This window comes from Paraburkholderia diazotrophica (assembly GCF_038900755.1).
Taxonomy (GTDB): domain Bacteria; phylum Pseudomonadota; class Gammaproteobacteria; order Burkholderiales; family Burkholderiaceae; genus Paraburkholderia; species Paraburkholderia diazotrophica_A.
Map to the genome: position 1 here is coordinate 766,513 of NZ_JBBPEN010000001.1, position 26,609 is coordinate 793,121.

The window sequence follows — 26,609 nt, forward strand, 5'->3', positions numbered from 1 at the left end:
TTCGCGCTGCTGCGCGTCGAGCAACGGGTGTGGCAGCCACTGAGAACGAAGCGCTAGAGACGCCAGCGCGCGGACACTTCGGTGCCGCCGTCATCGCATGTGCTCATCGCGAACGCGCCGCCTTGCGCTTCCACGCGATGCTGCATGCCGATCAGGCCGAGCCCATTCGAACTGGCGTCGTCGGGGCGAAGCGGATGCGTGTCGTAGCCTGCGCCGTCGTCGCGTATCGACAGATGCAGATGCGCGGCGTCGCGCTGCAGCTCGATGCGAATCTCCGAAGCGGTGGCATGCTTGACGATGTTGTTGAGCGCTTCCTGGACGATGCGAAAGATGTCCGCCTTCAGATGCTCGGGGATTTCGCTATCCTCGACACCGCACGACAGCGCGACGCGCAATGTCTCGACGCTTTGCTCGACGCGTCGGCAAAGCGTGCTCAGCGCTGCCGGCAAACCCAGGCGCTCCAGCGCGAGCGGCCGCAGTTCCCCGCATATCTGCCGCATTTCGCCGATCGTGTCGCGTATCTGCAGTACCGCTGCATCGAGCAGGTGCGCGGCATCGTCGGCCTGGCCGCGTCGCAGACGCATGCGCGCATCTTCGACCATCAGCTTGATCAGCGTCAGCGCCTGGCCCATGCCGTCGTGAAGCTCGGCGGCGAGGCGTTCTCGTTCGCGCTGCTGGCCCCGCGTGAGCCAGACAGACCGGCTGTATGCATCCTTGTGTGCCGCTTCGTGCGCCGTCGTTTCGCCATACGCGGGCAGCGGCTCGACGAACAGCAGAAGACGCAGAGGCGCATCCGCATCGTTCGACGCAAACGTCTGCTCATACACATGCAAGGGCATTCGATGGCCGGTTCGGCCTGCGAGCGTCACGTCGAACGAACGGAATGAGCGAAAGGGCTCGCTTGCCTCGGCGGCGTATAGCTGTCGTTCGACGTCCGCGCGGTCCTCTTCGTGCGCGAGGTCGGCGAGGCGCTTGCCGGCGAGTTCGGCGCCCGTGTAGCCGAGCAGCGCAGTTGCGCTGCGATTCATGCTGACGATCGCGCCGTCCGATGTCGTCACGGCGAGCGCCGCGCCGCGCGCATCGCTGACGTGAGCCGCTTGCGGTTCCGTGTCGCGCATGGCTTTGCCCAGCTTGCGCATCGCATCGATCAGATCGCGCAGCCTCATGGGCGGTTCAGGCGGCGTAATGGCATCCATGGGCGCTCCCGGCTGGTTGACCCGAAAAACTCTGAAGCCGCTCGCGGATTGTAGGCTGCAAGCCGCACGCGCCGCAACGGGTCACATGCTGCGATACGTATGGGGAATACCGTACCTCATGCGGCGGGTCATCCCGCAGGTGGAAGTCTCCTACCGTGCTTTGGGTAGCTTCATCCAATGACGCTCCCAACCCGATTGACGAGACTGAACGAGCAAGGGCGAATTGCGCGCCGGGCCCTGGTTCGCAGCCCGTTGCTTCATGAAGAGGAGGTTGCGATGAACACTCACAAGCTCGTAATCGGCGCGCTCGTCCTGACGGGCGCGGGACTGACCGCGCAGGCCGCGTTGAGCGCCGACGCGCAACAGACGCCCACGGCCGATGCGCAGATGGAAGCGCAACATCGCGACGCCTCGATGAACATGGACGAGGACAAGGCCGATGATGCCATCGCAAATGCCGTGGCGAACAGACGCGAAAACACGCTGCAGGACAGCGCGTCGAAAAATGCCGCGATGGAAGGCTTGACGGCAAAAGAGCGGGTGATGAAGGAGGCCGCGTCCGCGCGCATGGCCGCACAGGACGCGACGCAAGAAGCCGCAGCCCCTCACGCGCACGCGATGCCCGCCGACATGCCGATGGACGACATGCCGATGCCCGCCGCGCACGATGCGACGGCACCCCCTGACGCGATGCCCACTCACGACGACCCGTCGAACGACAAGCTTCATTCGATGTCGGGCGAACACGAGATGCACGCGCATCATCACGAGATGGCGCCGGGAACGACGCGCACGACGGTTGACTACACGTTGCCGCCCGTCACGCTCGTGCGCGACGACGGCAAGGCCGTGTCGCTCGTCGACGAACTGAACGATGGGCGCCCCGTCGTGCTGACTTTCATCTACACGTCGTGCACGACGATCTGCCCGATGATCAGCCAGACCCTCGAGCAATTGCAGGACGAACTGGGCAGCGAGCGCGACAAGGTTCACATCGTGTCGATTTCCATCGATCCCGAGGAGGACACGCCTGCGCGGCTCAAAGCCTATGCGGAGCGCTTCGGCGCGGGCCCGCAATGGCAGTACTACACGGGCACGGTGGAAGCGAGCATCGCGGCGCAACGCGCGTTCAACGTCTATCGCGGCGACAAGATGAACCACACGGCCGTTGCATTCTTCCGCGCCGCGCCGGGCAAGCCGTGGCTGCGGCTCGACGGCCTCGCGACACCCGACGAGCTGTTGAGCGCGTATCACGAGGTCGTCGGCAGCAACGGATCGTGAACCCGTCGTGCGGAGGTGCAACGTGGAGAAGATCCGCCGTGTGCTGATTGCCGAAGACCAGCCGCTGCTGCGCGGCGGACTGTGCTCGATGGTCCGCGCGCTGCCGCAATACAGCGTCGCCGGCGAGGCGAGGGACGGCGTCGAGGCGTGCAGTCTTGCCCTGTCGCTGCTGCCCGACCTGATCCTGATGGATCTGTCGATGCCCGGCAGGAGCGGCGTCGAAGCGATCGCGCAGATCAAGCGGCAGGCGCCGCAGATACGGATCATCGCGCTGACCATCCACGCGAGCGACATGCACATGCGCGAAGCGCTGGCGGCGGGCGTCGACGGCTATGTGCTCAAGGACACATCGTTCGACGAACTCGTCGAAGCGATGCGCGTCGTGATGCTCGGCCTGCCCAACGCGACCCTCGACGAATATGGCGCGCGGCACGGCGAGCCGCGCGGCCTCGCGTCGAACGTGCAGCACGCGCAGACCTGGAGCGCGCTGACCAGTCGCGAGCGCACCGTGCTGCGTCTCGTCGCGGAGGGCTGCACCAATCGCGAAGTGGGCGAGCAGTTGCGCCTGAGTCCCAAGACCATCGAGAAACATCGCGCGAGTCTGATGCGCAAGCTCGGCGTATCGAATGCGACGGGACTCGTGCGCGTGGCGTTCGAACTCGGCGTGCTCGCGCTGCCCGAAGAAGCGGGCAATGGGTTGAACTACTTCATCTGAGCGGCGAAAAACTGGAGGGTCTTTACCCATCCGTTTGCACGAGTCTCCCTACTTAGCGCGCCTGCGGACGTGAACAAGAATGCACTCAGGCGTCCTGGCCGCGTGAAGCGCGGCAGTCATAGGGAGGACAACAACGTGAGCGACATCCGGTTCATGTCCCCATGCGGCAAACGTGGCGCTGCGCATGCACGAAAGGCCGCACAGGCCGCGCAGATCGCGCGCGAGAATGGCTTCACGCTGCTCGAACTTCTCGTGGTCATGGTCATCATCGGCCTTCTGGCGGGCCTCGTCGCTCCGCGTTATTTCGAGCAGGTCGGCAAGTCGAACACGAAGATCGCGCGCGCGCAGATCGAATCGCTCGGCAAGGCGCTCGACCAATACCGGCTCGACGTCGGCGCCTATCCGACCACGGAAGAAGGCTTGCAGGCGCTGATGGCGAAGCCGCAGGACGCGCCGCACTGGAGCGGACCCTATCTGCAGAAGGCCGTGCCGCCCGACCCGTGGGACCGTCCCTATCAGTACCGCGCGCCCGGCGAACACGGCGACTACGACCTGTATTCGTATGGCAAGGACGGCCAGCCGGGCGGCTCGGGTGAGAACTCGGACGTGATGTCCTGGTAGCGGCAAAGAAGAAAGGCGCGCCTGAGCGGGGCGATGCAAGGAGAAGCGACGTGAAGTACGTGCTGCGGGTCTTCGATACGAGCGGGGCGGTGCAGACAGTACGCGTCGAAAGCGATTCGACGGCGGCTGCGGCGGCGCTCGCGCGCGCACGAGGATTGCGTGTCGTGTCGGTGCGCGGCGAACGCAGCGGCGCGAAGTTGCGCATGCGCGCGCCTGCGCTCGTGCGCGGCAAGTTCAACGTCGAACTCTTCGCGCGCGAACTCGCGGCGCTGCTGTCGGCGGGCGTGGGTGTCGTCGACGCGTTGCGCACGCTCGCGAGCAACGAGCGGCGTGAAAGCTCGGCGGGCGTCTATCGCGGATTGCTGCGGCGTCTCGAAGAAGGGCAGTCGTTGTCGGCGGCGCTCGAACAGGCCGGCGATGTGTTTCCCGCCGTGCTCGTCGCATGCGTGAAGGCGAGCGAGCAGACGGGCGGTCTCGCGGACAGTCTCACGCGCTATTCGCGCAACAGCGCGATGCTGCACGAGTTGCGCTCGCGCGTGGTATCGGCGGCGATCTATCCGACGGTGCTGCTGGTGGTGGGCGCCGTCGTCGTGCTCTTTCTGCTGGGCTTCGTCGTCCCGCGCTTCGCGACGCTGCTCGAACACAGCGGCCGCGAGCTGCCGCTTCTTTCGCAGCTGCTAATCGCGTGGGGCAGCATGGTTCACGCGCACGACAAGGCGCTTGCGATCGCATTCGCCGTACTGACGATCGCGGGCGCCATCGTTCTTCGCCGTCCGTCCACGCGAGACTGGATCGCCGATCGGATGCTCGCGTTGCCTGGCATCGGTCAGTACTTCCGCGTGTTTCGCCAGTCGCAGTTCTTTCGCACGACGGCGATGCTCGTCGACGGCGGGATTCCCGCCGTGCGTGCTTTCGATCTGGCAAGAGGGCTCGTTGGCCGTTCCGATCAGGCGGCGCTCGGTCGCGCGCTCGACCAGGTGCGCAACGGCGCGAAGATTTCCGACGCGTTCCAGCAGGCGTCGCTCGCGGACGCGATCACGTATCGGCTTTTGACCGTCGCGGAAAAGACGGGCGGCCTTGGTCCCGTGCTCGACCGGATCGCCGCGTTTCAGGAAGCACAGGTTGCACGCGCAATCGATCTGATCTCGCGGCTGATCGAGCCCGCGATGATGATCTTCATCGGCGTCGTGATCGGCGGCATCGTCGTGCTGATGTACATGCCGATCTTCGAAATCGCGTCGAGCGTTCAATAGCAGGCGAGGGCGTCATGGATACGGCGAGCATCGCAAACGGAATCGACGGCACAGGCAGCGTCGATCTGCGCGACGCGTTGCGCGTGCTCGCCGAACGGCACGGTTCCGGCCTGCGCGCGCTCGAAGATCTGCTGTCGCAAACACCGGCGAGCCCGGATGAAGTGCTCGCGCGGCTCGCCGCGCAATGTCACATGCAGCCGGTCATGATGCAAACGCTGAACGGCATGCAGCCGGACTTCGACATCGTGCCGTTCGTCGAGGCGACGACGCGTCTGTGCATCTGCTTTCGCGATCCCGAAGCAGGCGATTCCGAACCGGCACGGGGCCTGCTGTTCGTGATCGCCGATCCGCTCGACCGGCGCACGCGCGGCAGCATCGAGCAGCGCATGCGCGCGCGGCCCACGGTGACTTATCGATGGGCGCTCGCGAGCGTCGGCGATATCACCGCGTGGCTCGCGGTGCGCGAGAAAGACGTGCGCGCGATGGACTCCCTTGCGCTCGACCAGACGAGCCAGCATGCCGCCGACTCCGCGTCGCTCGCGCTGACGCTGCAAGGCATCAGCAGCGACGACAGCGCCGTCGTGCGCCTGCTCAATTCGACGATCTACGACGCGCTGAAGATGATGGCGAGCGACATTCACCTCGAATGCCGCGCCAACGGGCTGATGATCAAATGCCGCGTCGATGGCGTGCTGACGGTGGTGGGCCGCGTCGAAGGGAGAGACGTCGCGGATCAGGTGCTGTCGCGCGTGAAGGTCATCTCCGAACTCGATATCGCCGAGCGGCGCGTGCCGCAGGACGGGCGCTTCAAGGCCGTCTACGCGGGCCGCGAAATCGACTTCCGCGTGTCGATCATGCCGAACCAGTTCGGCGAGGACGCGGTGTTGCGCATTCTGGACCGCTATCAGCTATCGCAGGCCTCGGGCGGGCTCACGCTCGAAGCGCTGGGATTTCAGCAGGACGACACGCGCTTCATGCGCGCCGTCGCCGCGATGCCTTACGGCATGCTGCTCGTGACAGGGCCGACGGGCAGCGGCAAGACCACGACGCTCTACGCGATCCTCACGGAGATCAACGACGGCCTCGAAAAAATCGTGACCATCGAAGACCCCGTCGAATACCAGTTGGGCGACATCCTGCAGATTCCCGTCAACGAGGCGAAAGGGCTGACGTTTGCGCGCGGCCTTCGCTCGATTCTGCGGCACGATCCCGACAAGATCATGGTTGGTGAAATCCGCGATCCAGAGACCGCACAGATCGCGGTGCAGGCGGCGTTGACGGGCCACCAGGTCTTCACGACCGTGCACGCGAACAACGTGTTCGACGTGATCGGCCGCTTCACGAACATGGACGTCGATCCGTACAGCTTCGTGTCGGCGCTCAACGGCGTGATTGCGCAGCGGCTGTTGCGGCAGTGCTGCCCCGATTGCGTGACCGACGATACCGTCGACGCCGACACGCTCGCGCGCTCGGGCATCGATCCCGATTCGGCGGGCGGCTATCTGTTCCGGCGCGGCACGGGATGCGCCGCGTGCCGCGGCAGCGGTTATCGCGGGCGCCGCGCCGTCGCGGAGGCGCTGCGCATGGACGATGAACTTCGCCAGTTGCTATCGGAGCGCGCGCCGCTCACGCAGATCAAGGCAGCCGCATTCCGCCAGGGCATGCAGACTTTGCGCGGCGCGGCCGTGAAGCTCGTGCAGAAAGGCGAGACGACGCTCGAGGAGATCAACCGTGTCACCATGGTCGAATGATTGGGCCGGCGGCAGCGCTAACGTCGGCGTCGGCATCGGCACGCGCGAGATTGCCGTGAGCTCGCGCGCGTCACGTTCGTTGCGCTGGACGCATGTTCGCAAGACAGCGCCGGCGAGTCCACCGCGCAGCGTGCTGATGCCCGATGCGCAGCGCTTCACCGAGGGCGGCGTATTCGACGCATTGCGCGTCGCGCTCGCGCCGATATCCGATGACGGCGCGCCGCCCGCAAAGCAGGCGCCTTCGCGAAACCGTCGCGCGCACATTGTGCTCGACGACTTCTGGGGCAATCACGCGATATTGCGCGGCGACTTCCGTACGCTGCGCACCCGCGAGATCGACGAGATCGCGCGCGCGCATTTCGTCGACACGTATGGCGTCGATGCCGAAGCGATCGTCGTGCGCGCGTGCGTGCAGCGCGGCGGCCGCGCGCTGTTCGCGAGCGCGTTGCCGCGCACGCTGGTCGATGGCATCCGCGAGACGGGTACGGCGGCGGGCGTCGATGTCGAAGCGCTGAAACTGTGTCTGCCGGAAGTGCTCAATCGCACGCTGAACCGCATGCCTCAAGCGAGCGCGATGCTCGTTTTCGCAGCCGATGCGTTGATGCAGGCCGTGCTGATCGAAGCGGGCCACTGGGTCGGCTACGACGCGCAGCGCCTCTTCGATGGCGACGCAAACGATCCCGCGCGAATCGCCGCACTCGCGGAGCAGGCGTTCGAGCATTGCGCGGAAGGATCGAAGACGAAACGCCAGGACTGCGCGCTCGGCCTGTATGGCTTCGATGTCGATCACGCGTCGCTGCAAGCAGGCTTTGCGAGCGTAACCGCGCTTGCGTCGTCTGCCGCCGATACAGGCAATGAGGCGGACGCAAGCAATGAAGCAGGCGACAAGACGAGCCCACGCTTCGCGCACCGTCTGCTGGCGTACGCGAAATGATCGAGCCGCTTCACATCGACTTCGCTCGCAACCGGCCGCGCCTCGCGCCTGCGGGGCTCGCCGTGCTGGGCGTTGCCGTCGTGCTGCTGCTCGCGAGCGGCATGCTGCTGTGGCGGGTCTATGACGACAACGATCGCGTGCAGGAGCGGCTCGACGAAGCGCGGCATCGGCTGTTCGCGAAGACGCATCCCGTCAGGGCGCAGCCCACGCCCGCCGCGATGCATGCCGAAAAGCAGAGCCTTGCCGTGTTGCGCGAGCTGACCGTGCCGTGGCAGGACCTGCTGTCTATCCTCGAAGACTATCCGGATCACGACGTCGCGTTGATCGGCATCGACCACAATCCCGTGCAGAGCCAGATACGCATCACGGCGGAAGCGAAAAACTTTGACGCGATGATCGCGTATCTTCGCTACCTGCAATCGAGCAAGCTGCTGCGCGAGGCCGTGCTCAACGATCACGAGATCGAAGCCAACGTTCCCGGCACGCCTGTCCGGTTTCAGATCACTGCCGTGTGGAGTCGTTCATGAACGCGCCGCTCATGAACGCCGATTCCGTGCGCGAGCGCCTTCTTACGTTGCGCTTCGAACTCGCGCGCCGGTTCGGCGTGCCGGGACTCGCGGGCGTCGTGTTGCTGTGCGCGGCGGCCGTCATGGCGAATGGCGCAATGCGCATGCAGGCGGGCACGCGCGATCTGTCGACTGAAGCGAGCCCCGCGCGAGCCGCGAAGAAAGCGGACGTTGCACTCGATGCGCGCGCATCCACCGATGCAGCGATGCTCGAAACCTTGCCCGATCTCTTTCCGCGCTTTGCCCACAGCGCGGACGACATTGCCGCGATACTCGCGCGTGCCGGCGAAAACAAGCTGACTGTCGGGTCCGCCGAATATCTCCTCGTCGCCGACTCGGGCGGACGGTATGTCCGCTATCAGATGCTGCTGCCCGTCAAGGATCAGTACGGCGCGATCCGGCGTTTTCTTGCATCGGTGCTGAACAACTTGCCGAACGCGGCCTTGCGCGAGATACACGTCGAGCGGCCCGCCGTCGACGGCAGCGTGCTCGACGCGCGGGTCCGGTTCGAACTCGTCTACGGGACGGCTCGGCCATGAACCCCAATCTCGTTCGCCGCAGCGTGCTCGGTCTGTGCCTGATCGCAACGATTGCGCTTTCGGTGAAGGAGTGGCGGGCGTCGCAGGGTTCGGCGGCGATGGCGGCCGTGAATCCCGCGCGGCATGCGGCGACGCTGCCTTCGTTGGCGCGAGACGCGGCGAAAGAGCGCCGAACGAAAGCGCCCGGAAAAACAGCAAAAGCAGGCGCGTCCACGCCGTCCGCATCGCATGCAGCGGATACGCCGAGCGAAAAGCTCGCGGCATTGCGCAAGCCCATGTCGCTCGAATCGCGCAACAACCCGTTTGCTGCATCGTCGTGGTTGCCGCCGCCGCCTCCCGTGGTACAGGCGCCGCCCGAGCCTCCACCGCCGCCGACGGCACCGCCCATGCCCTACGTGTACCTCGGCAAGCTGGATGGATCGACGCTCAAGCCGCGCGTGTTCCTGAGCAGCGGCGACCAGTTGCTGATCGTGTCGCAGGGTGAAATCGTCGATGGACAGTATCGCGTCGAGTCGATTTCCGACGGCGATGTCGTGCTGACTTATCTGCCGCTGAATCAGAAGCAGGTCATCGCCATACCAGGGGAAGGAAAACAATGACAGCCGCACGCAGCCGCGATGAGAGCCGCAACGGGGACAGCGGCTCACCGACGCGCTATCCGCCCGATCCAGCGTCCCCTGCGCGCCATCCGCGAGGCATGCCTCGCATGAAGCGGCAGGCCGCGTGCATCGCGCTGGCCGTGCTCGCGCTGGGCGGCTGCGTGACGCAGCCCGTAACGCGCGAGAACGATCCCACCAACGCGCAACTGCAGATCGACTATCTGCACGATCGAGATGGGCGCGTGAATGCGCTGCTCGACGACGCGGAAGCGTACCGGGCGAGCTATCAGTACGACCTCGCCGCGCAGAAACTCGGCCAGGCGTACCAGATCGATCCGGCGAGCGAGCGCGGCCGCAAGATCGGCGCGGCGGTCGACCGCGACCGGCGCGATCTCACCACGTTGCAGGAAGCGGACCGCATGATGCAGCGCGGCTCGTACGCGCTCGCGGAACAACGCGTGCATCGCGTGCTCGCGCAGAACCCGACCAATCCGATGGCGCAGCAGATGCTCAAGGAGATTCAGGACAAGCGCAATCAGCAGCGCGCGCTGAAGGAGGAGAAGATCGCTGCGTCGTCGATCATGCGTACGCCCGTCACGCTGCAGTTCCGCGATGCCAACGTGCGCATGGTGTTCGAAGCGCTGTCGAAAACGACGGGCCTCAACGTGATTTTCGACCGCGACGTGCGCGCCGACCTGAAGACGACGATCTTCGTGACGAACGCGACGCTGCAGGACACCGTCGACATGATCCTGATGCAAAGCCAGCTCGACAAAAAACAGCTGAACGCGAATACCCTCTTCATCTATCCGGCGACGCCCGCGAAAGAGCTCGAGTATCAGGAGCTGAAGGTGCGCACGTTCCAGCTGTCGAACGTCGACGCCAAGCAGATTCAGGGCTTGCTCAAGAGTCTGCTCAAGCTCAAGGAAGTCGTCGTCGACGAGCGCGCGAATACCGTCACGATACGCGGCACGCCCGATACGATCCGCGTGGCCGAGGAGATGATCGCCGCGCAGGATATCCCGGAGCCCGAGGTGATGATGGAAGTGCAGGTGCTCGAAGTCTCGCACGACCGCATGACGGACCTCGGCATCGAGTGGCCGAATTCGTTCACGATGGCGACCCCCGCGACGGCCAACACGTGGGGCGAGCTGCATCACTTGCCGATCAACGCGCTGAACGTGAGCGGGCTGTCGGCGACGGCCAACTTCAAGCTCAGCGATACCGACGCCAACCTGCTCGCCAGTCCGCGCATCCGCGCGCGCAACAAGGAAAAGGCACGCATCCTGATCGGCGACAAGGTGCCCGTGATTTCGAGTTCGAGCACGCCGAGCACGAGCGGGCCGTCCTATACGCAGATGGTCCAGTACCTCGACGTCGGCATCAAGCTCGAAGTCGAGCCGCAGGTCTATCGTGACGGCGATGTCGGCATCAAGCTGAACCTGGAAGTGAGCAACATCACGAAGGTCATTCAGAGCGACAGCTCGCAGGCGGGGCTGACGACGCTCGCGTATCAGATCGGCACGCGCAATGCGTCGACGAGCCTGCGCCTGCGCGACGGCGAAACGCAGATTCTCGGCGGCCTGATTTCCGATCAGGACCGCGAGACAGCCGACAAGGTGCCGGGCCTCGGCCAGTTGCCCGTGCTCGGACGGCTGTTTTCCAATCACAACGGCGATCGCGTGAAAACCGAGATCGTGCTGCAGATCACGCCGCATATCGTGCGTCCGCAGACAGCCGCCGATGCGGATACGCAGGAAGTGTGGTCGGGCACCGACGTCAACGTGCACGCGGACCAGTTGCGGCTCGATCCCGTCGTCGCGGAACTGGAGCCGCCTGCGCCGGGCCCCGTGGTCCGCAAGCCGGGCAGCGTGGGCGGAGGCACGACGGGAGGCGCGGCCGCTACGCCGCACAGCAGCACGCAGAATCGTTCCGGGACGTCGCCGCCCGCGAGCGCGTTTGGCCAGCCGCCCGTGCAGCCGCGTACGACGCCGCCACCGCAGCCCTACGGCGGGCGCTATTCGACTTTGCCACCCCCGCCGCCAGCGCCGGCGGGTGGAGTCGCGCCGCCTGCCAACGGAGCCGCGCCACCTGCCGAGCAGGGCGCGGGCGAGGCGCCGGCGGGCAGCGAGAACGGCAACGCTAATGCAGGCGCGCCGTCGAACGCTTACGCCGCGCCATCGAGTGCCTACGCCGCACCCGCAGTGCAAGGCGCGCCTCCGCCCCCGCCTGCGCCCGCCGCGCCAGCGCCTCCGCCGATGCTCGTGATGCCGCCTGGCGACATCCCCAGCGACAACCCGCTGCGCTCGATCGAGAACGGCGGGTACTAGACGATGCTTCGCGTCACGCGTCCCGACGGCTTGCGCCGCGCGCATCGAGCGGGGCCGCGCGGCTTCACGCTGATCGAGCTCGTGGTCACGCTCGCGCTTGTCGGCATTCTTGCGCTTGCCATCGTGCCGTTTTCTCAACTGATCGCGCAGCGCGAAAAGGAACAGCAGTTGAGCGCGGCATTGCGCGAGATCCGCACGGCGCTCGACGCATACAAGGAAGCGAGCGATACGGGTCTCATCGAACGCGAAGCGGATGCGTCGGGCTATCCGCCTTCGCTCGCCGTGCTGGTCGATGGGGTGAAGAACGTGAAAGACCCCAAAGGCGGGCTGCTGATGTTTCTGCGCCGCGTGCCACGCGATCCTTTTTTTACGGGCGAACCGGATACGCCGCCGGAAGACACGTGGAACGTGCGCGCGTTCGGCGAGCCGCCTGCGCATGCCGATGACGCGGACCCGTCCGCGGCCAGCACGGCGGGCAAGGACGTGTTCGATGTCACGTCGAAGTCGGATCGCGTCGGCATCAACGGCATTCCCTATCGAAAGTGGTGAGCGGACAGTGGTGAGCGCGATCATGAAAGGCAACGCCATGCGCCGGCTTCGCGCCGGCTTCACGCTGATAGAACTCGTCGTCGTGATGGCGATCATCGGCCTCTTGCTGACCATTGCGCTGCCGCGCTACATGCATAGCATCGATCGCGGAAAAGAGCAGGTGCGCGCGCAGAATCTCGCTGTGATGCGCGATGCGATCGACAAGTACTACGGCGACAACGGCGCGTATCCCGACACGCTCGACGAACTCGTGACACGCCACTATCTGCGCGCGATTCCCGTCGACCCCGTGAACGGCGACGACAAATGGGCGGTCGTCGCTTCGCCGGACGACAACAAACCGGGCGTCTACGACATACTGCCCGCAAGCAGCGCGCAGGGCGCAGCGTCGGATGCAGCGGGAGCGGGTCAATGAGCTTCGTCGCGATGCGCGGCCGTAGCGCACGTTCGCCGGGCGCGCGCGTCGCACGCGAACGCGGCCTCGTGATGCTGACACTGCTGATCGCGTTGATGCTGCTTTCGATCGCGCTGATGGGCGCGCTCGACGTATGGTCGCTTCAACGCAAGCGGGAAACAGAACAGCAGTTGCTGTTCGTCGGCAATCAGTACCGCATCGCGATACTGCGCTACTACCGCGCGGGACGCGCGCTGCCCGCATCCGTCGACGATCTGCTCAACGACACGCGCTTTCCCGAGCCGCTGCATCATCTGCGGCGCGCATACGCCGATCCTGTCAGCGGGCAGAACGACTGGGTCTACCTGTACGAGGCCGGCCGGATAGCGGGCCTGCGCAGCAGTTCGACGGACGCGCCGATCAAGCGCTCGCGTTTTCCCCGCCAGTTCGAAGACTTCGAAGGACAGCAGACCTATGCGGGCTGGCAATTCTTCTATATGCCGCCGATGGCTCGCTCCAACTCCAACCTCGATACGCATCCAAAGAAGCCGAGACCGGGCTCGCTGGACGCGCCATTCGATCCGATGAACGATGGCCTGACGCGTTTCACGCCGCGTAGCATGGGCGCGTCGAACTGGTGATCGGCATCAAGCTCATTGAAATGCGGCCTTAAGCATTCGAACGTTTTAGAATGGACGTCCACGTTTCATTCCTCACTCGCTTCGCGCGCGTTGTTATGTGCTCTACCGCACACTTCGCTAGCGATTTAGACGCGAAAACACCTTCTCTCACGGAATAAGAAATAGATCTTAAGGCGTTCTTCAGCTTCGTTAGCCGACACTTCCTTTACAGCGCATTTTCTCTTTCTTATCGAAGCGATCAGTTTTCCTTTCTAGTTCAGGCTGGCCGGAGAGGCATCATATGGACGCGGTGACGAGAAAGCTCTATCACGTTTGCCGTGGCAACCGCGCGCTGCCGGACGCGGTATTGCCGCACAGCGGATGGAACATCGACAGGATCGACGTCGGCGCGCGAACGAAGCATCGGACGCGGCTGGCAGCAGGAGCGGGAGGACTGATCGATCTCGCGTCGATGAAGTTTCCGCGTGACATGGAAGTGCTGATCGACGTGACCGCCGCACGCGATGTGGGCTGGGTTGCGGCGTTGCGCCCCGAACAGCTCGAAGACAAGGCGATCCGCTCGCTCGTGCGCGGCCGATGCATGAGCTACATCACGTTACCCACGACAGCCGACGAACTCGGACATGCGGTAGGGCACGCGCGCGGCATGTGCTCTCTTGCGGAACCCGTCGCCGCGCATCCATGGACGGTGATGGACGGCGAGATGGTCGGTGCGTCCGAGGCGATGCTCCAGCTCTTTCGCACGATCCGCAAGGTCGCGATATGCAACGCGCCGGTGCTCATCCAGGGCGAGTCGGGGACAGGCAAGGAACTGACGGCACTATCCATTCACCGCTATTCGGCGCGGCGGCATGCGCCGTTTGTCGCGATCAATTGCGGCGCAATACCTGAGCATCTCGTCATGTCCGAACTGTTCGGCTACGAGCGCGGTGCGTTCACTGGCGCGAACGAGCGTAAGACGGGACGCATCGAGGCGGCGAGCGGCGGTACCGTCCTTCTCGACGAGATCGCCGATCTGCCGATGAAAAGCCAGGCGAGCCTGCTGCGCTTTTTGCAGGAACACAGCATCGAGCGGTTGGGCTGTAACGGCTCGATCGATGTCGACGTGAGAATCGTCTGCGCGACGCATGTGGACCTGAAGCAGGCGACGTTGGAAGGCCGCTTCCGCGAAGATCTTTATCACCGGCTGAGCGTGCTGCAAATCGACGAGCCGCCGCTGCGCGCGCGGGGCGCCGACGTCGAGCTATTGGCGCGGCATCTGCTCGATCAGTTGCGCTCAGATTCGTGTCGCCGGATTCGCGGCTTCTCCGACGATGCGATCCGCGCGATGCGCGCGCACGATTGGCCTGGCAATGTCCGTGAACTGCGCAATCGCGTGTGGCGCGCTGTCGTGCTGTTCGACAATGCAGTGATTACGGCGAGCGACCTCGGCCTTGCGCATCATGTCGGCACGCGCACGGTATCGCTCGATCAGGTGCGGCGCCGCGCCGAACAGCACGCGGTCGAAAGGGCTCTGATGCGCCATCGCGGAAGAGTCGCGGACGCAGCGCGCGAACTCGATATTTCGCGCGTCACGCTGTACCGGCTGCTGGAGTCGTACGGGTTCGATATTGCGGCCTTTCTGAGCGTCATACGCGCCGATGTTCCGCTGACAACGGTGCGGTAGGCGCAATTGCAAGCGGACCGCGTATTCCCTCTCGCTCGTCGAAGGTCCTGCTGACTCCGCTCGCGTCCTGTCGCGTGACCGCTGGTCGCGTCGCTATCGACGCGCTCATGACGGATATCGCAAAGCTCCTTGTTGCGCGCGATGGTTTCATCGGATGGCGGATAGTCGAGCTTGCTGGACGGGAGTATGCCGTCTTTCTCCGCCCGAACAGATTGAGCCCGCATTTCTGCGCGCGTAACCGTGACATGAACATTCTCGTTCAAGTGCTGCAATGTGGAAACGCTAGACGTTCGCGCATCAAGCAACGGTAGCGGGATAACGAATTCACTGCCGAGAGACGGAAAATGCCATTCAGGTTCTCGACGCAACGCGAAAAGGACGCCACCGCAACATAGCAAGCAACACTCCTGCACGAAAAAGGTGCCAGGTAGCGCAATGCGTTTCGACGCAAATTGCACCGCAAGGCGCTATGCGCCGCGCGCACTTTGTCTATTTCCCCAATATATGTGCAATGTCATCCCCGTATAGGGCGCTCATTTTCAGCGATGCACCAGGACAGGCGCAAATGTCTGACACGAAGTCGCAAAACGTTGAGGTTCTCGATAGCTTGCCGTAAGGCCAGATGCTAATCTTCAGAGGCTATGACTCACGCGCTTCCGATCGGCTTGCGGGTCGTTGGCGGCTGCTCCCTGCCCGCGCGCAAGGGGGACATATGAGATGTCCCGTGCTACCTCGGTCCGGTAGACGCGCCACATCGGAGGCACTCGAGCGGACATATATGGCTCTCAATTGCCGTTTCGCTCGATGAACGTTCCTTTACGCATCTGGCATTCGCAGCGGGCTTGTTCCCGCAAGGCGGCCGCTAACGTTGCGCCGCTTTACGCTACCGCCACATCTTTGAACCTTGCTTCAGGACCGAGACCATGAGCTTAACGGGTGAACACACGACTTCAAGGAGCCCTCCGCGCGAATCCGACCGCATCGAAGAACGCGGCACGAAGCGCGCATTCATTCCCGCGCCGGTGCCTCTTCCTTCTGTCACGGTCGTCATGGCCAACTTCAATGGAGAGAACTGGATCGGAGAAGCCATTGAGTCGGTCCAGAGACAGAGTCTGGCGGACTGGGAACTCATCGTCGTGGACGATGCATCGACTGACGCAAGCGTGGAGATCGTCCGCGCCGCTGCCGATCGCGACCCACGTATTGTTCTGCTGACCTCGTCGTCCAATGCGGGGCCGTCGGCCGCGCGCAATCGTGCGCTGACGTGCGCGCGAGGACGCTGGATCACCATTCTCGACAGTGACGACGTTTTCGCGGAAGGGCGGCTCGAGTCGCTGCTTGCAAAGGTGGAGGCGGATGGCGAGGGGATCGCAGCCGACGACTTGCTCATCATGGACGAGAGCGGCTCGCTCACTGGACATTCGCTGCTCGGCCTTGAAACCACTACGACTTTCGATGCAGTCGCGCTTGTCAACGCGCCGCACCTCGGCTATCTCCAGCCGATGATCAAGGCCGAGCTTTTGGGCGATCTTCGTTATGACGCGCGGGTTCGCTCCGCGGAGGACTTCGATCTTCTATTGCGCGTACTGGTGAAGCACGATGCACGTATGGTTGTCTATCAGGCGATGGGTTATCACTATCGGCGACGTGACGGCTCGCTCTCCACTGACAAGTCCGCGGACCGGCCGGCGCTCATGGGCATGCTCGAAGCGAATGCACGCTTTCGCGCATCGCACGCTCTGTCCGGAAGATTAGCCGACGCGTGTGCGCGTCGGCATCGATCGCTCGAAACCTCGCTCCGCTGGCTCGATGTCACCGAGGCGATTCGTCAAAGGCGCTTCGCGACAGCGCTTAGGCACACGATGGATCATCCCCGGGTTTTGAGTTGCGCGGTGCAATTCGTCAAGAAGCGCGTCTATCCTCTGATACTCAGAAGCAATCGCCGTGTTAAGACTTTAGGGCTGTGAGTAGAGAGTCCGCGCCCCCGATGCTCGTCACGTGCTTTCGTTGAAGGCGAAGATGCGCGCCGCAAACGGCCATTCCGACTTGTGAGCGGCCATGCGATCAGCGTTGCGAAGACCCGCATCTGCGTCCCGTACCGACCATCTTTCAGCCGGCGTGCCCGCATCCGTGTTCTGATGAAGCCACGCGCCGCAATCATCGCACCGGTATTGCAGGTAGCGTGTAACGGGTTGCGCCGGTGAGCCGAAAACGCCGGAGCCCGCAAGCCGCAAAAGCGGATGAGGCGGTGTGCTAGACGGCCTTCCGTTCAGGACGTGACATGCGTGGCAGACATCCATTTTCGTCCTCTCCCAGAAGGTGTCGATCTGACTGCCGGGACGGTGTTCGACATTGAGCATCCGTCCCGAGCAGTCGACAGATTTGTCGTTGCCGGGCAAAAGTTTAGACAACGAGGGCGTAGAAGTTAACAGCGCGATCGTGTTCGTAAGCTGTGTATTACGGACAGGCGCGGCGCGGGTGGCGTGGCGTTCGCCAACAGTGCCGCCCATATAAGTGCTGAGCGTACACTGACGCAAATGGACGTGTAGGTGCGTTCGTTAGTCCAATTCTCACATACCGAATTCGAAAGGACATGTCATGGCAAACGATGCGGTTGTTTGGGGAATCCTGGGTACGGCAAAGATCAACGACAAGGTCGTTGTGCCGATGCATAAGGCGCCGAAGTGTCGTGTAAAGGGCATTGCGTCGAGAGATCCGCAGAAAGCCCGGGAAGCGGCGGCGAAATATGGGCTTGCTGTCGCATATGACAGTTACGAGGCACTGCTGGAAGACCCGGAAATCGACGCGGTATATATCCCATTGCCTAATCACATTCACATGGAATGGACGATCAGGGCCGTCGAGGCAGGCAAGCACGTTCTGTGTGAGAAGCCGATCGGGCTGGACGTTCGCCAAGCCGAGCGGCTTATCGCTGCGCGCGACAAGAGCGGCCGATACGTACAGGAAGCGTTCATGGTTCGCACGCATCCGCAATGGCTAAAAGTGCGAACCTTGATCGAAGAGGGCGCCATAGGCGAATTGCGGGCGGTGACAGGAGGCTTTACCTATTACAACGCCGACCCGAACAATATTCGCAATCAAAGTCAACTTGGCGGCGGCGGTCTTCTGGATATCGGGTGTTATCCCATCACGACTTCACGCTTCGTCATTGGGCGTGAGCCAAAGCAGGTGGTTGCGCTGATGGAGCGAGATCCGATGTTCAAGGTGGACCGGCTTGGCTCTGTGTTGATGGATTTCGACGGCGTGCAGGCAAGCTTCTTTTACGCGACGCAGATCCACAATTACCAGCGCATGCAGTTTCACGGCACGACGGGCCGGATTGAGGTCGAGATTCCGTTCAACGCACCGAACGACCGGCCGACGCGTCTGTTACTGAGCGAACGATCAGACGCAGGAGTCAATACGGAGCGCTGGCTGGAGCTGCCGGTGTGCGATCAATATGGCGTGGCAGCTGCCGCGTTCGCAGAAGCGATATTGAGCGGAGGTCCACAGGCTATTCCGCTTGAAGACGCACGCTCCAATATGCGAGTGATCGATGCCGTTTTCCGCTCCGCCCAGTCGGGCGGTTGGGTGAGCATCGAGGACAGTCAACGCTCGCTTGAATAAACGCGGTCCCCGACAATGCTGCTTTGTGCTTCTCAGTTCTCCGTATGCCACGGAGTGAGCTTGCGTTGCAGCCATCGCAATCCTAGTTCCAGGACCAAAGCAATGGCGCCGATCACGAGAATCCCGGCAATCACGACATCGGTGACGAGAAAGCGGGAAGCAGAATAGACCATGAAGCCGAGTCCGCGCGTTGCGGCAATCAGTTCAGCGGCCACGAGCGTCGACCATCCGGCGCCTAGCGCGATTCGCAAGCCCGTCAGTATTTCGGGCAACGCGCTTGGCAACACTACGTGGACGAGCAGCTTGAACCGTGTAGCACCGAGCGATGCGGCGGCGAGCAACCGGCTCTTTGCGACGCGGGTGGCGCCCGACGCGGTCGCGATCGTCAGCGGTGCGAAGATGGTCAGATAGATGAGCAGTACCTTCGATAACTCGCCGATGCCAAACCAGATTACCATCAACGGCAGATACGCGAGCGGCGGAACCGGGCGATAGAACTCGATCACCGGGTCGAGCGCGCCGCGCGCTACCTTGCTGGTCGCGATTGCAAGTCCTGCGGGGATGGCCGTAACCAGCGCGAGTACGAACGCCAGCGCGATGCGCGACAGGCTGGCCGCCAGATGCTGCGTGAGTGTCGCGTCATCGAAGCCGTCGGTCCACAACTGGCCAAGCTTGCGGATGATTGCCTCGGGCGTCGGCAGCAGCACAGGAGGAAACCATTGGAGGTGACTCGCAAGCCACCATGCCGAGAGAAGCGCCAGCACGGTAATCAAGGTTGCAGTATGCCCGCGATCGATTTGAACGATGCGGGTTCGCGCATGTGTGGACGTGAGTGCGGAGTCGCCGGCAATGTTCGACGGTGAGCCTGCGTGAGTGTTCTTGAGCGATGACATCTCAGGCATCCTGCGTTTCCTCTTGTGTCTCGCGCACGAGCTGATCGAGCAATTGCATATGGATCGCCGTGAACTGCGGGTCCATGCGGATGGAACGGATCGACTCGCCGGCCGCGTAACGCCGCGCGAAATCAAGCCGATGCCGCTGCACGACGCGTCCCGGACGCGGCGAGAGAATCAGCAGCTCGGTGGCGAGCAATACGGCCTCCTCGATGCTGTGAGTGATCAGAAACACGCCCTTGCCGGTCGCCTGCCATACGTCGAGCAGCAGTGTCTGCATGTGTTCGCGCGTCAACGCGTCGAGTGCGCCGAGAGGCTCGTCCATGAGCAGGAACGACGGATCGGCGGCGAGCGCGCGCGCCAGTCCCACGCGTTGACGCATGCCGCCCGAAATCTCGCTGATCCTGTGATGCTCGAACCCGTCGAGCTTCACGAGCCGCAACACTTCCGCCGCGCGCGCATTACGCGCTGTGCGACCGACGCCGCGCATGCGCAATCCGAAGCCGACGTTGTCGAGCACATTCAGCCATGGCATCAATGCGTCGTCCTGGAACACGACGCCGCGATTCGCGTCGGGCCCGCACACCGGTTTGCCGTCACTCGTGACGCGGCCGGACGTCGGCGCCTGGAAGCCGGCGAGCAACGACAGCAGCGTGCTCTTGCCGCAACCGGATGCGCCGAGCGCGACGACGATTTCTCCGCTGCGCACCGATACGGATGCATCCTGCAACGCGGTCAGCGGACCGCGCGCCGTTTCATAGACAACGGTGGCGTGATGTGCGCTCAGTTCAGCCATGATTTGCGTGCTGTCCTATCGTGTCAAAGAGCCTGGGCATTTCGATACCGTTACTTCGACGCAGCAGCCGTCGTCACGAAGCGCGTCGTGACGGCTGCGTTGTAGTCAGGCAGTATCTGGTCGATTTTCTTTTGCTCCTGGAGAAAGCGCGCTGTCGCTGCCACGGCTGTTGCGGTGCCTCCGCCAAGCAGCGTCGGCGCCGCCTGTTCGGATGCCGTCGGATAGACGTTGCCCGCGAGCAGTTGCGGTACATCCGATGCATTTGCGCCGCTAAGCTTTGAAATGGCTGCGATCTGCTTCGAGTCCGAAGTCCATGTCTTGCCGTTTTCCCGATAGTCCGAAATGGCGTTCAACGTCACGGACACAAACTTCGCGACGAAATCGGGATGTGCCTGCGCGAAATCCCTGCGCACGGCCCAAAGATCGAACGTCGGCGCGCCCCACTTTCCGACTTGAGTCGAATCGACGAGGACGTGGCCCGATTCCTTGGCCTTGCCGAGCGCGGGGTCCCACGTATAGGCGGCGTCGATGTCGCCACGCGCCCACGCCGCGATGATTTCAGTGGGCCCGAGATTGACGATGCGCACCTGATCGGGCTTGATGCCCCAGTGCTTCAACGCCGCGAGCAGGCTGTAATGGCTGGTCGATACAAAGGGCGTTGCAATCGTCTTGCCGACGAGATCCCTCGGCTTGTCGATATGCGCGCCATTGCGCACGACGAGTGCTTCCGAGCCGCCTGTCAACGCGTTCAGCACGACCGCTTCAATCGGCACGCCACGGCTCACGGCGGCGGAGAAGGGACTTGAGCCGACATCACCGATCTGGATATCGCCGGATGCGAGCGCGGCGACGATGTCCGCGCCCGTATCGAAGCGCCGCCAGTTGATCGTCCAGCCCGTTGCTTTCTCATACGCTGCGCTGGCCTGGGCGAGCTTCGCAGGATCGGCGCCGTACTGGTAGGCGATATTGACGGTGTCCGCGCGCGCCGCGGAGCCGTGAATGAGCAGCGTTGCCAGCACTGCATTCGCAGCGATAGCCTGGACGAAACGTTTAATGTTCATGGAAGATTTCTGCTCAGTTGGAGACGCAAGCAGATTAGCGCGTGGAGAGCCGGCTGCTAACCAATGAATCATCGTTTGCATATGCGGCCTGAAGCATTGCCGCGCGTAGACGTCCGACGCGTGCGGAGGCTGTATTCCGCGATCACTTCTTTGCAAACGACGCGCGGCGATTACATCCGATGTAATTGGCATGCAGCACGGCGTTCTCTACTCTTTGGCTGTCGCGTCACCGATCCGGTGACGCTCACCGTCAAGGAGAGACCATGTCCACCAGCTATCCCGTTCACACGATCGAATCGGCCCCTGCGCAATCGAAGCCGGTGCTCCGGCAATTGCAAGAAGCTTTTGGTGTGATTCCGAACATCGCGGCCGCAATGGCCACATCGCCGGTCTTGATCAATGGCTTTATCGGCGTGTTCGAGCGCGTGCACGCGAGCAGTTTGACCGAGCCGCAAATCCAGACATTGCTGCTGACCAACGCTGTAACGAACGCCAGCGAGTGGCCCGCCGCATTTCACACCGCACTCGCATTGAAGCAAGGCGTACGCCGCGCCGATGTCGATGCCATCCGGCATCGCGAGTTGCCCGATGACGCCAAACTCGCCGCGCTGTCGATGCTGGCGCGCACGCTGATCGAAAAACGTGGCCGCCTCGCCGATGCGGATCAGCGGCGTTTCTTCGAAGCCGGGTTCAGCGCCGAGCAACTGCTCGAAGTGATTGCGGTGGTTGCGGCATCGACTATCACGAACTATGTTGCCAGCGTGACACGGCCGGCACTCGAAGCACCGTTCGAAGAGTTCATCTGGCGTGCGCCCATCGCGTGAGTCCGTTATAGTCGTTCGCGTTGATCGGGGAAATCCAATGAACGTCACCAGTCGCGATCGTAAAGCGCCGCCGGGCGAACTCGGCAGCTTGTTGCGCTATTGGCGCGACGTGCGTGGCGTGAGTCAGCTCGATCTGTCGCTCGATGCAGGTGTCTCGCAGCGGCAGATCAGCTTCATTGAAAGCGGGCGCAGCATGCCGGGCCGGGAGACCTTGCTGACGCTCGCGCAAACGCTCGACGTGCCGCTGCGCGAGCGCAATGCACTACTGCTCGCGGCTGGCTATGCGCCCATGTATTCGGAGGCGCCGTGGAACGCGCAGGAGATGCACAGCGTCGTCCGCGCGCTCGAACGGGTCGTTCGCCAGCACGAACCGTTTCCCGCGATCGTGATGGACCGGCACTGGAACGTCCTGATGACCAACGACGCAGCGCCACGCTTTTTCAACTGCTTCATCGACATGGCGTCGCGCGAAGGCCCGCGCAACATGTTGCATCTGATGTTCGATCCGCAGGGGATGCGTCCGTTCCTCGCCGATTGGGACACCGTTTCGCGCAGCCTGTTGCAGCGGGTATATAGGGAATCGGTGGGACGCGTGATCGACGGCGATACCGCGCATCTGCTCGACGAACTGCTCGCGTATCCCGATGTGCCGCGCGACTGGAAGAACTGGCATGCGCCTGCCGCCGCGTCCGCGATGCCGATGATCCCGCTCGGTTTCGTCAAGGACGGAGCCGTGCTTCGCTATTTCTCGATGGTCACGAGCGTCGGCGCGCCGCAAAACGTTGCCGCGCAGGAACTACGCCTCGAATGCATGTTCCCTGTCGACGATGCAACGGAAGCACGCCATCATGCGATGCTCGCGGCGCATTCATGGAAACGCTGAGCGCATTGCAGAGGCCCGCTCTGCTAGCTTTGCGCGCGATCCAGCACAGTGAGATGCATCTCACGCCTGTCGATAAAGCCCAGCGTGCGGTAGAGCGAAATCGCGGTGCGGTTCGATGTGAAGACGTGCAGAAAAGGCGTCTCGCCGCGCGCGGTGATGGTTGAGATCAACAGCCTCATCAAACCGGCAGCATGGCCGCGCCCACGAAACGCCGCATCCACACAGACAGCGCTGATCTCCGTGAACCCGTCGAGCCTCATGCGTTCGCCCGCCATCGCGACCAGCTTGGCCTGACTGCGAACGCCAAAATACGAACCGAGTTCGATGGTGCGCGGACCAAACGGGCCCGGCTCCGTCGCGGCCGTCAGCGCGAGCATCTCGGCAACATCGGCTTCAGTGAGCCTCACGTGCTGCAATTCGTCGTGTCGATCGCGCGTGCCTTGCCAGATCATTTGCAGCACGACGGCACGCCTTGTGACGGAAAAGCCGGGCGGAGGAGCGAGCTCGTCTGTCGTGACCAACGCAACGGGCCGCTGCGGCTCGATGAGCGTACGCAATGCCGCGAACGAATCCGTGCCGGAGTCGGCGATCGCAGCAAACGGCGCGACGTCGGCGGGATAACGGATCGCCGGGCCATCGCCGAGTGCGAAGCGTTGATGCGTCGAGACGAGCGCGTTTCGCACCACATCGTCGAGACGATGCATTCCGTTCGCGTTCCTTTTTGCTTCGGTTTCAGGCATCGTTTTCTCCATCGAGATGTGGGGCAGCGCTTTCGTTGCTCTTTCAGGCGTTCGATCGTCGCGGCGCTGATCGCCTGGCGTTTGATGACGTCGACGCTGCCCCGAGCACTCAATGCTTCTGAATCAGGCGGCCCAGCGGCGCGAGCGGTCCGACGGGCGTCAGTTCGAACGTCATGAAGCCGGCTTCCGTCAGCGGCAGTTCGCTCACTGTCGCCTTTGCTTCATCGATCGACTCGACGTTCATCAGAAAGAACACGCCGGGACGGTCCTGACGAAACCAGAACTGCTCGATCTTTCCGTCGAGATAGAGCTGGAGCGTATGCGGGACTTCCTTCGCCATGAGCTGCGGCTGTTGTTCGGGAGTGGGCGGGGTCGTGATCGTTCCGACAGCAAAAACCTTCACGGTGATCTCCTTACAATGTTCCGTTGCGATATGCAACGGTGATCACTGTAGCTTTCGCGCGTGGAAAACAATATCGTCGTAAATGACAACTTTGGGGGCATTCGCGCCATGCTGGGCTGACGGAAAAGACGCGCACGGAAAAGACGATCGATAGATGATTCACTGACCGCGATCGCCACAGCCAGGCTTCGCTCATACGCCTCCGCTTCCTCCATCAGCCATGCTTCGAACGCCATCAGTTGCGGCGACCTGGAACTGACGAGCGCGCATGCCAGGTAGTAGGTGCCGGGCGTGCACGTCCGGCCGGTCATTTTAATGTCACGCTGCTGAACGCCTTCGACACGCCGCAACATTCGCGAGAGTCCGTACAATGACACGCATGAACGCACTCCAGATCCGCCTCATATCGCTCGCGCTGTTCGCGGTGTTCTGCGCGACGCTCACTTACTGGGTCGTCACGCTCACGTCGCATGCGCCGCCCGTGCCCGCGGCCGCCGTGCGCGCGCCCGTTTCGACGGAGCAGGCGGCGACGCTGTTCGGCGGCCAGCTTACGCGCACCGCGAATCAGGACATCCACCTGTCCGGCATTCTCGCGCTGGGCGAGGGCGCCGCGGCGATCATCACCACGGGCGGCGAGCCGCCGCATGCCGTCTCGCTCGGCAGCACGATCATGCAGGGCGCGAAGCTCGCCGAAGTGCGTGCGCGCTCGATCGTCATCGATCGCAACGGCGCGCGCACTGAAGTGTTCCTGCCCGCGAACGCGCCCGGTCCGACGATTTACGTGCGCTGATTTCATCCATTGCCGTGATGGCGTGACGCTCGCTCCGATACACCGCGTCGTGCGGTCATCAACGCGATGGCGCGATCTCTTCGATGCAATGGCCGCATGACACACGCTGTCGCTGCACCGGGTTGTTCAGCTCGATCATCGCGGCATCATGGGTAGCACGATCACCGGCACCACGGCCACGCATCGCCAGCAAAATCGGCACTGGCTCGATAAGGTTCGTCAGCGTGTCGCCAAGCGACGCACTGCCATACGATTTCTTCTCATGGACAGGCTTTCGAAGCCGACGGTGTGATCCACCGACTCCACGAAGGCTGCAGCGTTATCGGTTCAATCGGCTGGAAACGCGCTATCCGTTGCCGTCGAGCGTGAAGTCGACCCATAGCTGTTCGCGCAGGCTCTTGCCTTCGAGCCCATGTGGCGGAGGCGGGCACGCCGCGTCGCGCACAGCCGCGAGCGCGGCATGGTCGAGCAATCCCATGCCGCTGGATGTGACGACGTGTAGGTCGGACACCGCACCGTCGCGATAGACGAACGCGACGAGCGTGCGCCCCGTTGTGCCTTCCATGCGCGCCGATTCCGGATAGCGCAGCGCCGCCTGGATCGCTGCGCGCAGCGCGGCCTCGAAGCTCGCATCGGGGCGGGCGGGAGCGGGGGCGGGCGCTGGACGCGGCGCGGGCGCGGGTTCCGTTGGCGCAGCGCTTTGCGCGGGCCCGGTGTTCGGCGCGGGAACAGGCACGGGCGTGGGCGCGGGCGGTGGCGCAACTGGCTGCGGCTGCGGTTGCAGCTTAGGAGGCGTCGCTTGCGCGACGTGCGCCTGATGCGCCACTGGGACGCGAGGCGGCTGCACGGCCGGTTTCTGCATCGGCTTGGACGCTTCTCGCGCGGCGATGGGCACCGGGACGGGCGCCGCGACAGGCGCCGGGACAGGCGCAGGAATGGGCGCTGGCTTCGGCGCCGCGACGGCAGGCGGTGCCAATGTAATCGTCATCGGCTCAGGCCGTTTCGGCTCGGCGACGTGCGGACGAATCAGCCACACGCCGACGCCCGCGAGCAGCAGCGTCTCGACGGCGAGCGCGAGCGCAGCCGACGTATAGAGCGGCTTGCGCGAGCCGGCATGCAACACGCGCTGCGCGGTGGTCGGCGTCGACGACATGTCAGTCCGCCGTTTCCGGCTGTGCGGCGAGCGACACTTGCGTAACGCCTGCTGCGCGGCACGCGTCCATCACGCGCATGAGCTTCTGCAACTGCACGTCCTTCGCGCCCGCAATGGTCACGACCGTATGCGTCGGCTCGGGGCGCTTTGCGAGCAGCGCGGTCAGATCCGCTGCGCTGAGCGTGCGGCCGTCGACCGACACGCTGCCGTCGGCGGCGAGCGTCACCGTGACCTTCGGCGGCGGCAGGCTCTGCGCGCTCGCGCTCGACGGCAACTGCGTGCGCAGGCCCGCGTTCGGAATCATGTGCAGCGTGATCATGATGAAAAACACCAGCATGAAGAACATGATGTCGATCATCGGAATGATCTCGATGCGCGCCTTGCGCGCCTCAAAGTACTTCACG

Annotated in this window: 28 protein-coding genes; 19 read left to right on the forward strand and 9 right to left on the reverse strand. The window is 63.5% G+C overall.

Annotation, left to right across the window (positions count from 1 at the left end; all coding sequences use genetic code 11):
* Positions 1–53: 53 nt before the first annotated feature.
* Complete coding sequence (locus AABE10_RS03555) at positions 54–1,196, reverse strand: ATP-binding protein (protein WP_342931886.1); 1,143 nt, start codon at positions 1,194–1,196, stop codon at positions 54–56.
* A 690-nt stretch (positions 1,197–1,886) separates the two neighbouring features.
* Here AABE10_RS03555 and AABE10_RS03560 point away from each other — a divergent pair.
* From AABE10_RS03560 to AABE10_RS03630, 15 genes are all read left to right on the forward strand, one after another.
* Positions 1,887–2,477, forward strand: a complete 591-nt coding sequence (locus tag AABE10_RS03560) for an SCO family protein (RefSeq protein ID WP_428983263.1) — start codon at positions 1,887–1,889, stop codon at positions 2,475–2,477.
* A 22-nt stretch (positions 2,478–2,499) separates the two neighbouring features.
* Positions 2,500–3,192: a response regulator transcription factor gene (locus tag AABE10_RS03565; RefSeq protein ID WP_342931887.1), complete on the forward strand. Its 693-nt coding sequence runs from the start codon at positions 2,500–2,502 to the stop codon at positions 3,190–3,192.
* 135 nt (positions 3,193–3,327) lie between these two features.
* Positions 3,328–3,813, forward strand: a complete 486-nt coding sequence (gene gspG, locus AABE10_RS03570) for a type II secretion system major pseudopilin GspG (protein WP_342931888.1) — start codon at positions 3,328–3,330, stop codon at positions 3,811–3,813.
* Between the two features lie 50 nt (positions 3,814–3,863).
* Complete coding sequence (locus AABE10_RS03575) at positions 3,864–5,066, forward strand: type II secretion system F family protein (protein ID WP_342931889.1); 1,203 nt, start codon at positions 3,864–3,866, stop codon at positions 5,064–5,066.
* 14 nt (positions 5,067–5,080) lie between these two features.
* On the forward strand, positions 5,081–6,817 hold the full coding sequence (locus tag AABE10_RS03580) for a GspE/PulE family protein (protein WP_342931890.1): 1,737 nt from the start codon (positions 5,081–5,083) through the stop codon (positions 6,815–6,817).
* Entirely contained in the window at positions 6,798–7,751 is a 954-nt protein-coding gene (locus AABE10_RS03585) for a hypothetical protein (protein ID WP_342931891.1), read from the forward strand. Before AABE10_RS03580 ends, AABE10_RS03585 begins: the two co-directional genes overlap by 20 nt.
* A complete protein-coding gene (locus AABE10_RS03590; RefSeq protein WP_342931892.1) occupies positions 7,748–8,278 on the forward strand; it encodes a hypothetical protein in 531 nt (176 codons plus the stop codon). Before AABE10_RS03585 ends, AABE10_RS03590 begins: the two co-directional genes overlap by 4 nt.
* 11 nt (positions 8,279–8,289) lie before the next feature.
* Positions 8,290–8,856, forward strand: a complete 567-nt coding sequence (locus AABE10_RS03595; RefSeq protein WP_342932252.1) for a hypothetical protein — start codon at positions 8,290–8,292, stop codon at positions 8,854–8,856.
* A complete protein-coding gene (locus tag AABE10_RS03600) occupies positions 8,853–9,455 on the forward strand; it encodes a hypothetical protein (protein WP_342931893.1) in 603 nt (200 codons plus the stop codon). Before AABE10_RS03595 ends, AABE10_RS03600 begins: the two co-directional genes overlap by 4 nt.
* 98 nt (positions 9,456–9,553) lie before the next feature.
* On the forward strand, positions 9,554–11,785 hold the full coding sequence (locus AABE10_RS03605; RefSeq protein ID WP_342932253.1) for a type IV pilus secretin PilQ: 2,232 nt from the start codon (positions 9,554–9,556) through the stop codon (positions 11,783–11,785).
* 3 nt (positions 11,786–11,788) lie between these two features.
* Entirely contained in the window at positions 11,789–12,334 is a 546-nt protein-coding gene (locus AABE10_RS03610; protein WP_342931894.1) for a type II secretion system protein, read from the forward strand.
* A 22-nt stretch (positions 12,335–12,356) separates the two neighbouring features.
* A complete protein-coding gene (locus tag AABE10_RS03615; protein WP_342931895.1) occupies positions 12,357–12,749 on the forward strand; it encodes a type II secretion system protein in 393 nt (130 codons plus the stop codon).
* Positions 12,746–13,369, forward strand: a complete 624-nt coding sequence (locus AABE10_RS03620) for a type II secretion system protein (RefSeq protein WP_342931896.1) — start codon at positions 12,746–12,748, stop codon at positions 13,367–13,369. The genes AABE10_RS03615 and AABE10_RS03620 overlap by 4 nt, the downstream gene beginning before the upstream one ends.
* Positions 13,370–13,649: 280 nt before the next feature.
* Positions 13,650–15,035, forward strand: a complete 1,386-nt coding sequence (locus tag AABE10_RS03625) for a sigma-54 dependent transcriptional regulator (RefSeq protein ID WP_342931897.1) — start codon at positions 13,650–13,652, stop codon at positions 15,033–15,035.
* Positions 15,036–15,958: 923 nt separating this feature from the next.
* Entirely contained in the window at positions 15,959–17,002 is a 1,044-nt protein-coding gene (locus tag AABE10_RS03630; protein ID WP_342931898.1) for a glycosyltransferase family 2 protein, read from the forward strand.
* Positions 17,003–17,029: 27 nt separating this feature from the next.
* On the opposite strand, the gene AABE10_RS03635 is transcribed toward AABE10_RS03630, so the two are convergent.
* On the reverse strand, positions 17,030–17,545 hold the full coding sequence (locus AABE10_RS03635) for a hypothetical protein (RefSeq protein ID WP_342931899.1): 516 nt from the start codon (positions 17,543–17,545) through the stop codon (positions 17,030–17,032).
* A gap of 88 nt (positions 17,546–17,633) precedes the next feature.
* Here AABE10_RS03635 and AABE10_RS03640 point away from each other — a divergent pair, with 88 nt between their 5' ends.
* Positions 17,634–18,662, forward strand: coding sequence for a Gfo/Idh/MocA family oxidoreductase (locus tag AABE10_RS03640; RefSeq protein ID WP_342931900.1), 1,029 nt, complete (start codon positions 17,634–17,636; stop codon positions 18,660–18,662).
* A 32-nt stretch (positions 18,663–18,694) separates the two neighbouring features.
* On the opposite strand, the gene AABE10_RS03645 is transcribed toward AABE10_RS03640, so the two are convergent.
* The 3 genes from AABE10_RS03645 to tauA are packed head-to-tail and all read right to left on the reverse strand — an operon-like array spanning position 18,695 to position 21,412.
* Positions 18,695–19,555 (reverse strand): ABC transporter permease subunit, encoded by an 861-nt coding sequence (locus AABE10_RS03645; RefSeq protein WP_342931901.1) that lies wholly within the window; start codon positions 19,553–19,555, stop codon positions 18,695–18,697.
* 1 nt (position 19,556) lies between these two features.
* Positions 19,557–20,351, reverse strand: coding sequence for a taurine ABC transporter ATP-binding protein (locus tag AABE10_RS03650; RefSeq protein WP_342931902.1), 795 nt, complete (start codon positions 20,349–20,351; stop codon positions 19,557–19,559).
* 50 nt (positions 20,352–20,401) lie between these two features.
* Positions 20,402–21,412, reverse strand: a complete 1,011-nt coding sequence (gene tauA, locus AABE10_RS03655; protein WP_342931903.1) for a taurine ABC transporter substrate-binding protein — start codon at positions 21,410–21,412, stop codon at positions 20,402–20,404.
* 263 nt (positions 21,413–21,675) lie between these two features.
* Here tauA and AABE10_RS03660 point away from each other — a divergent pair, with 263 nt between their 5' ends.
* Together AABE10_RS03660 and AABE10_RS03665 are read left to right on the forward strand one after the other, a co-directional pair.
* Positions 21,676–22,236: a carboxymuconolactone decarboxylase family protein gene (locus tag AABE10_RS03660; RefSeq protein WP_342931904.1), complete on the forward strand. Its 561-nt coding sequence runs from the start codon at positions 21,676–21,678 to the stop codon at positions 22,234–22,236.
* Between the two features lie 37 nt (positions 22,237–22,273).
* Complete coding sequence (locus tag AABE10_RS03665; protein WP_342931905.1) at positions 22,274–23,119, forward strand: helix-turn-helix transcriptional regulator; 846 nt, start codon at positions 22,274–22,276, stop codon at positions 23,117–23,119.
* Between the two features lie 23 nt (positions 23,120–23,142).
* Here AABE10_RS03665 and AABE10_RS03670 read toward each other — a convergent pair whose 3' ends face one another.
* A complete protein-coding gene (locus AABE10_RS03670) occupies positions 23,143–23,859 on the reverse strand; it encodes a GNAT family N-acetyltransferase (protein WP_342931906.1) in 717 nt (238 codons plus the stop codon).
* A 109-nt stretch (positions 23,860–23,968) separates the two neighbouring features.
* Positions 23,969–24,262 carry a muconolactone Delta-isomerase family protein gene (locus AABE10_RS03675; protein ID WP_342931907.1) on the reverse strand — a complete coding sequence of 98 codons (294 nt, stop codon included), beginning with the start codon at positions 24,260–24,262 and terminating at the stop codon, positions 23,969–23,971.
* Between the two features lie 379 nt (positions 24,263–24,641).
* Between AABE10_RS03675 and AABE10_RS03680 the strand changes: the two genes are divergently transcribed.
* Positions 24,642–25,052, forward strand: a complete 411-nt coding sequence (locus tag AABE10_RS03680; RefSeq protein WP_342931908.1) for a type II secretion system protein N — start codon at positions 24,642–24,644, stop codon at positions 25,050–25,052.
* A gap of 346 nt (positions 25,053–25,398) precedes the next feature.
* Here the strand turns inward: AABE10_RS03680 and AABE10_RS03685 are convergent, their stop codons facing one another.
* Complete coding sequence (locus AABE10_RS03685) at positions 25,399–26,205, reverse strand: TonB family protein (protein ID WP_342931909.1); 807 nt, start codon at positions 26,203–26,205, stop codon at positions 25,399–25,401.
* A 1-nt stretch (position 26,206) separates the two neighbouring features.
* Positions 26,207–26,608: a biopolymer transporter ExbD gene (locus AABE10_RS03690; RefSeq protein WP_342931910.1), complete on the reverse strand. Its 402-nt coding sequence runs from the start codon at positions 26,606–26,608 to the stop codon at positions 26,207–26,209.
* Position 26,609 lies beyond the last annotated feature (1 nt).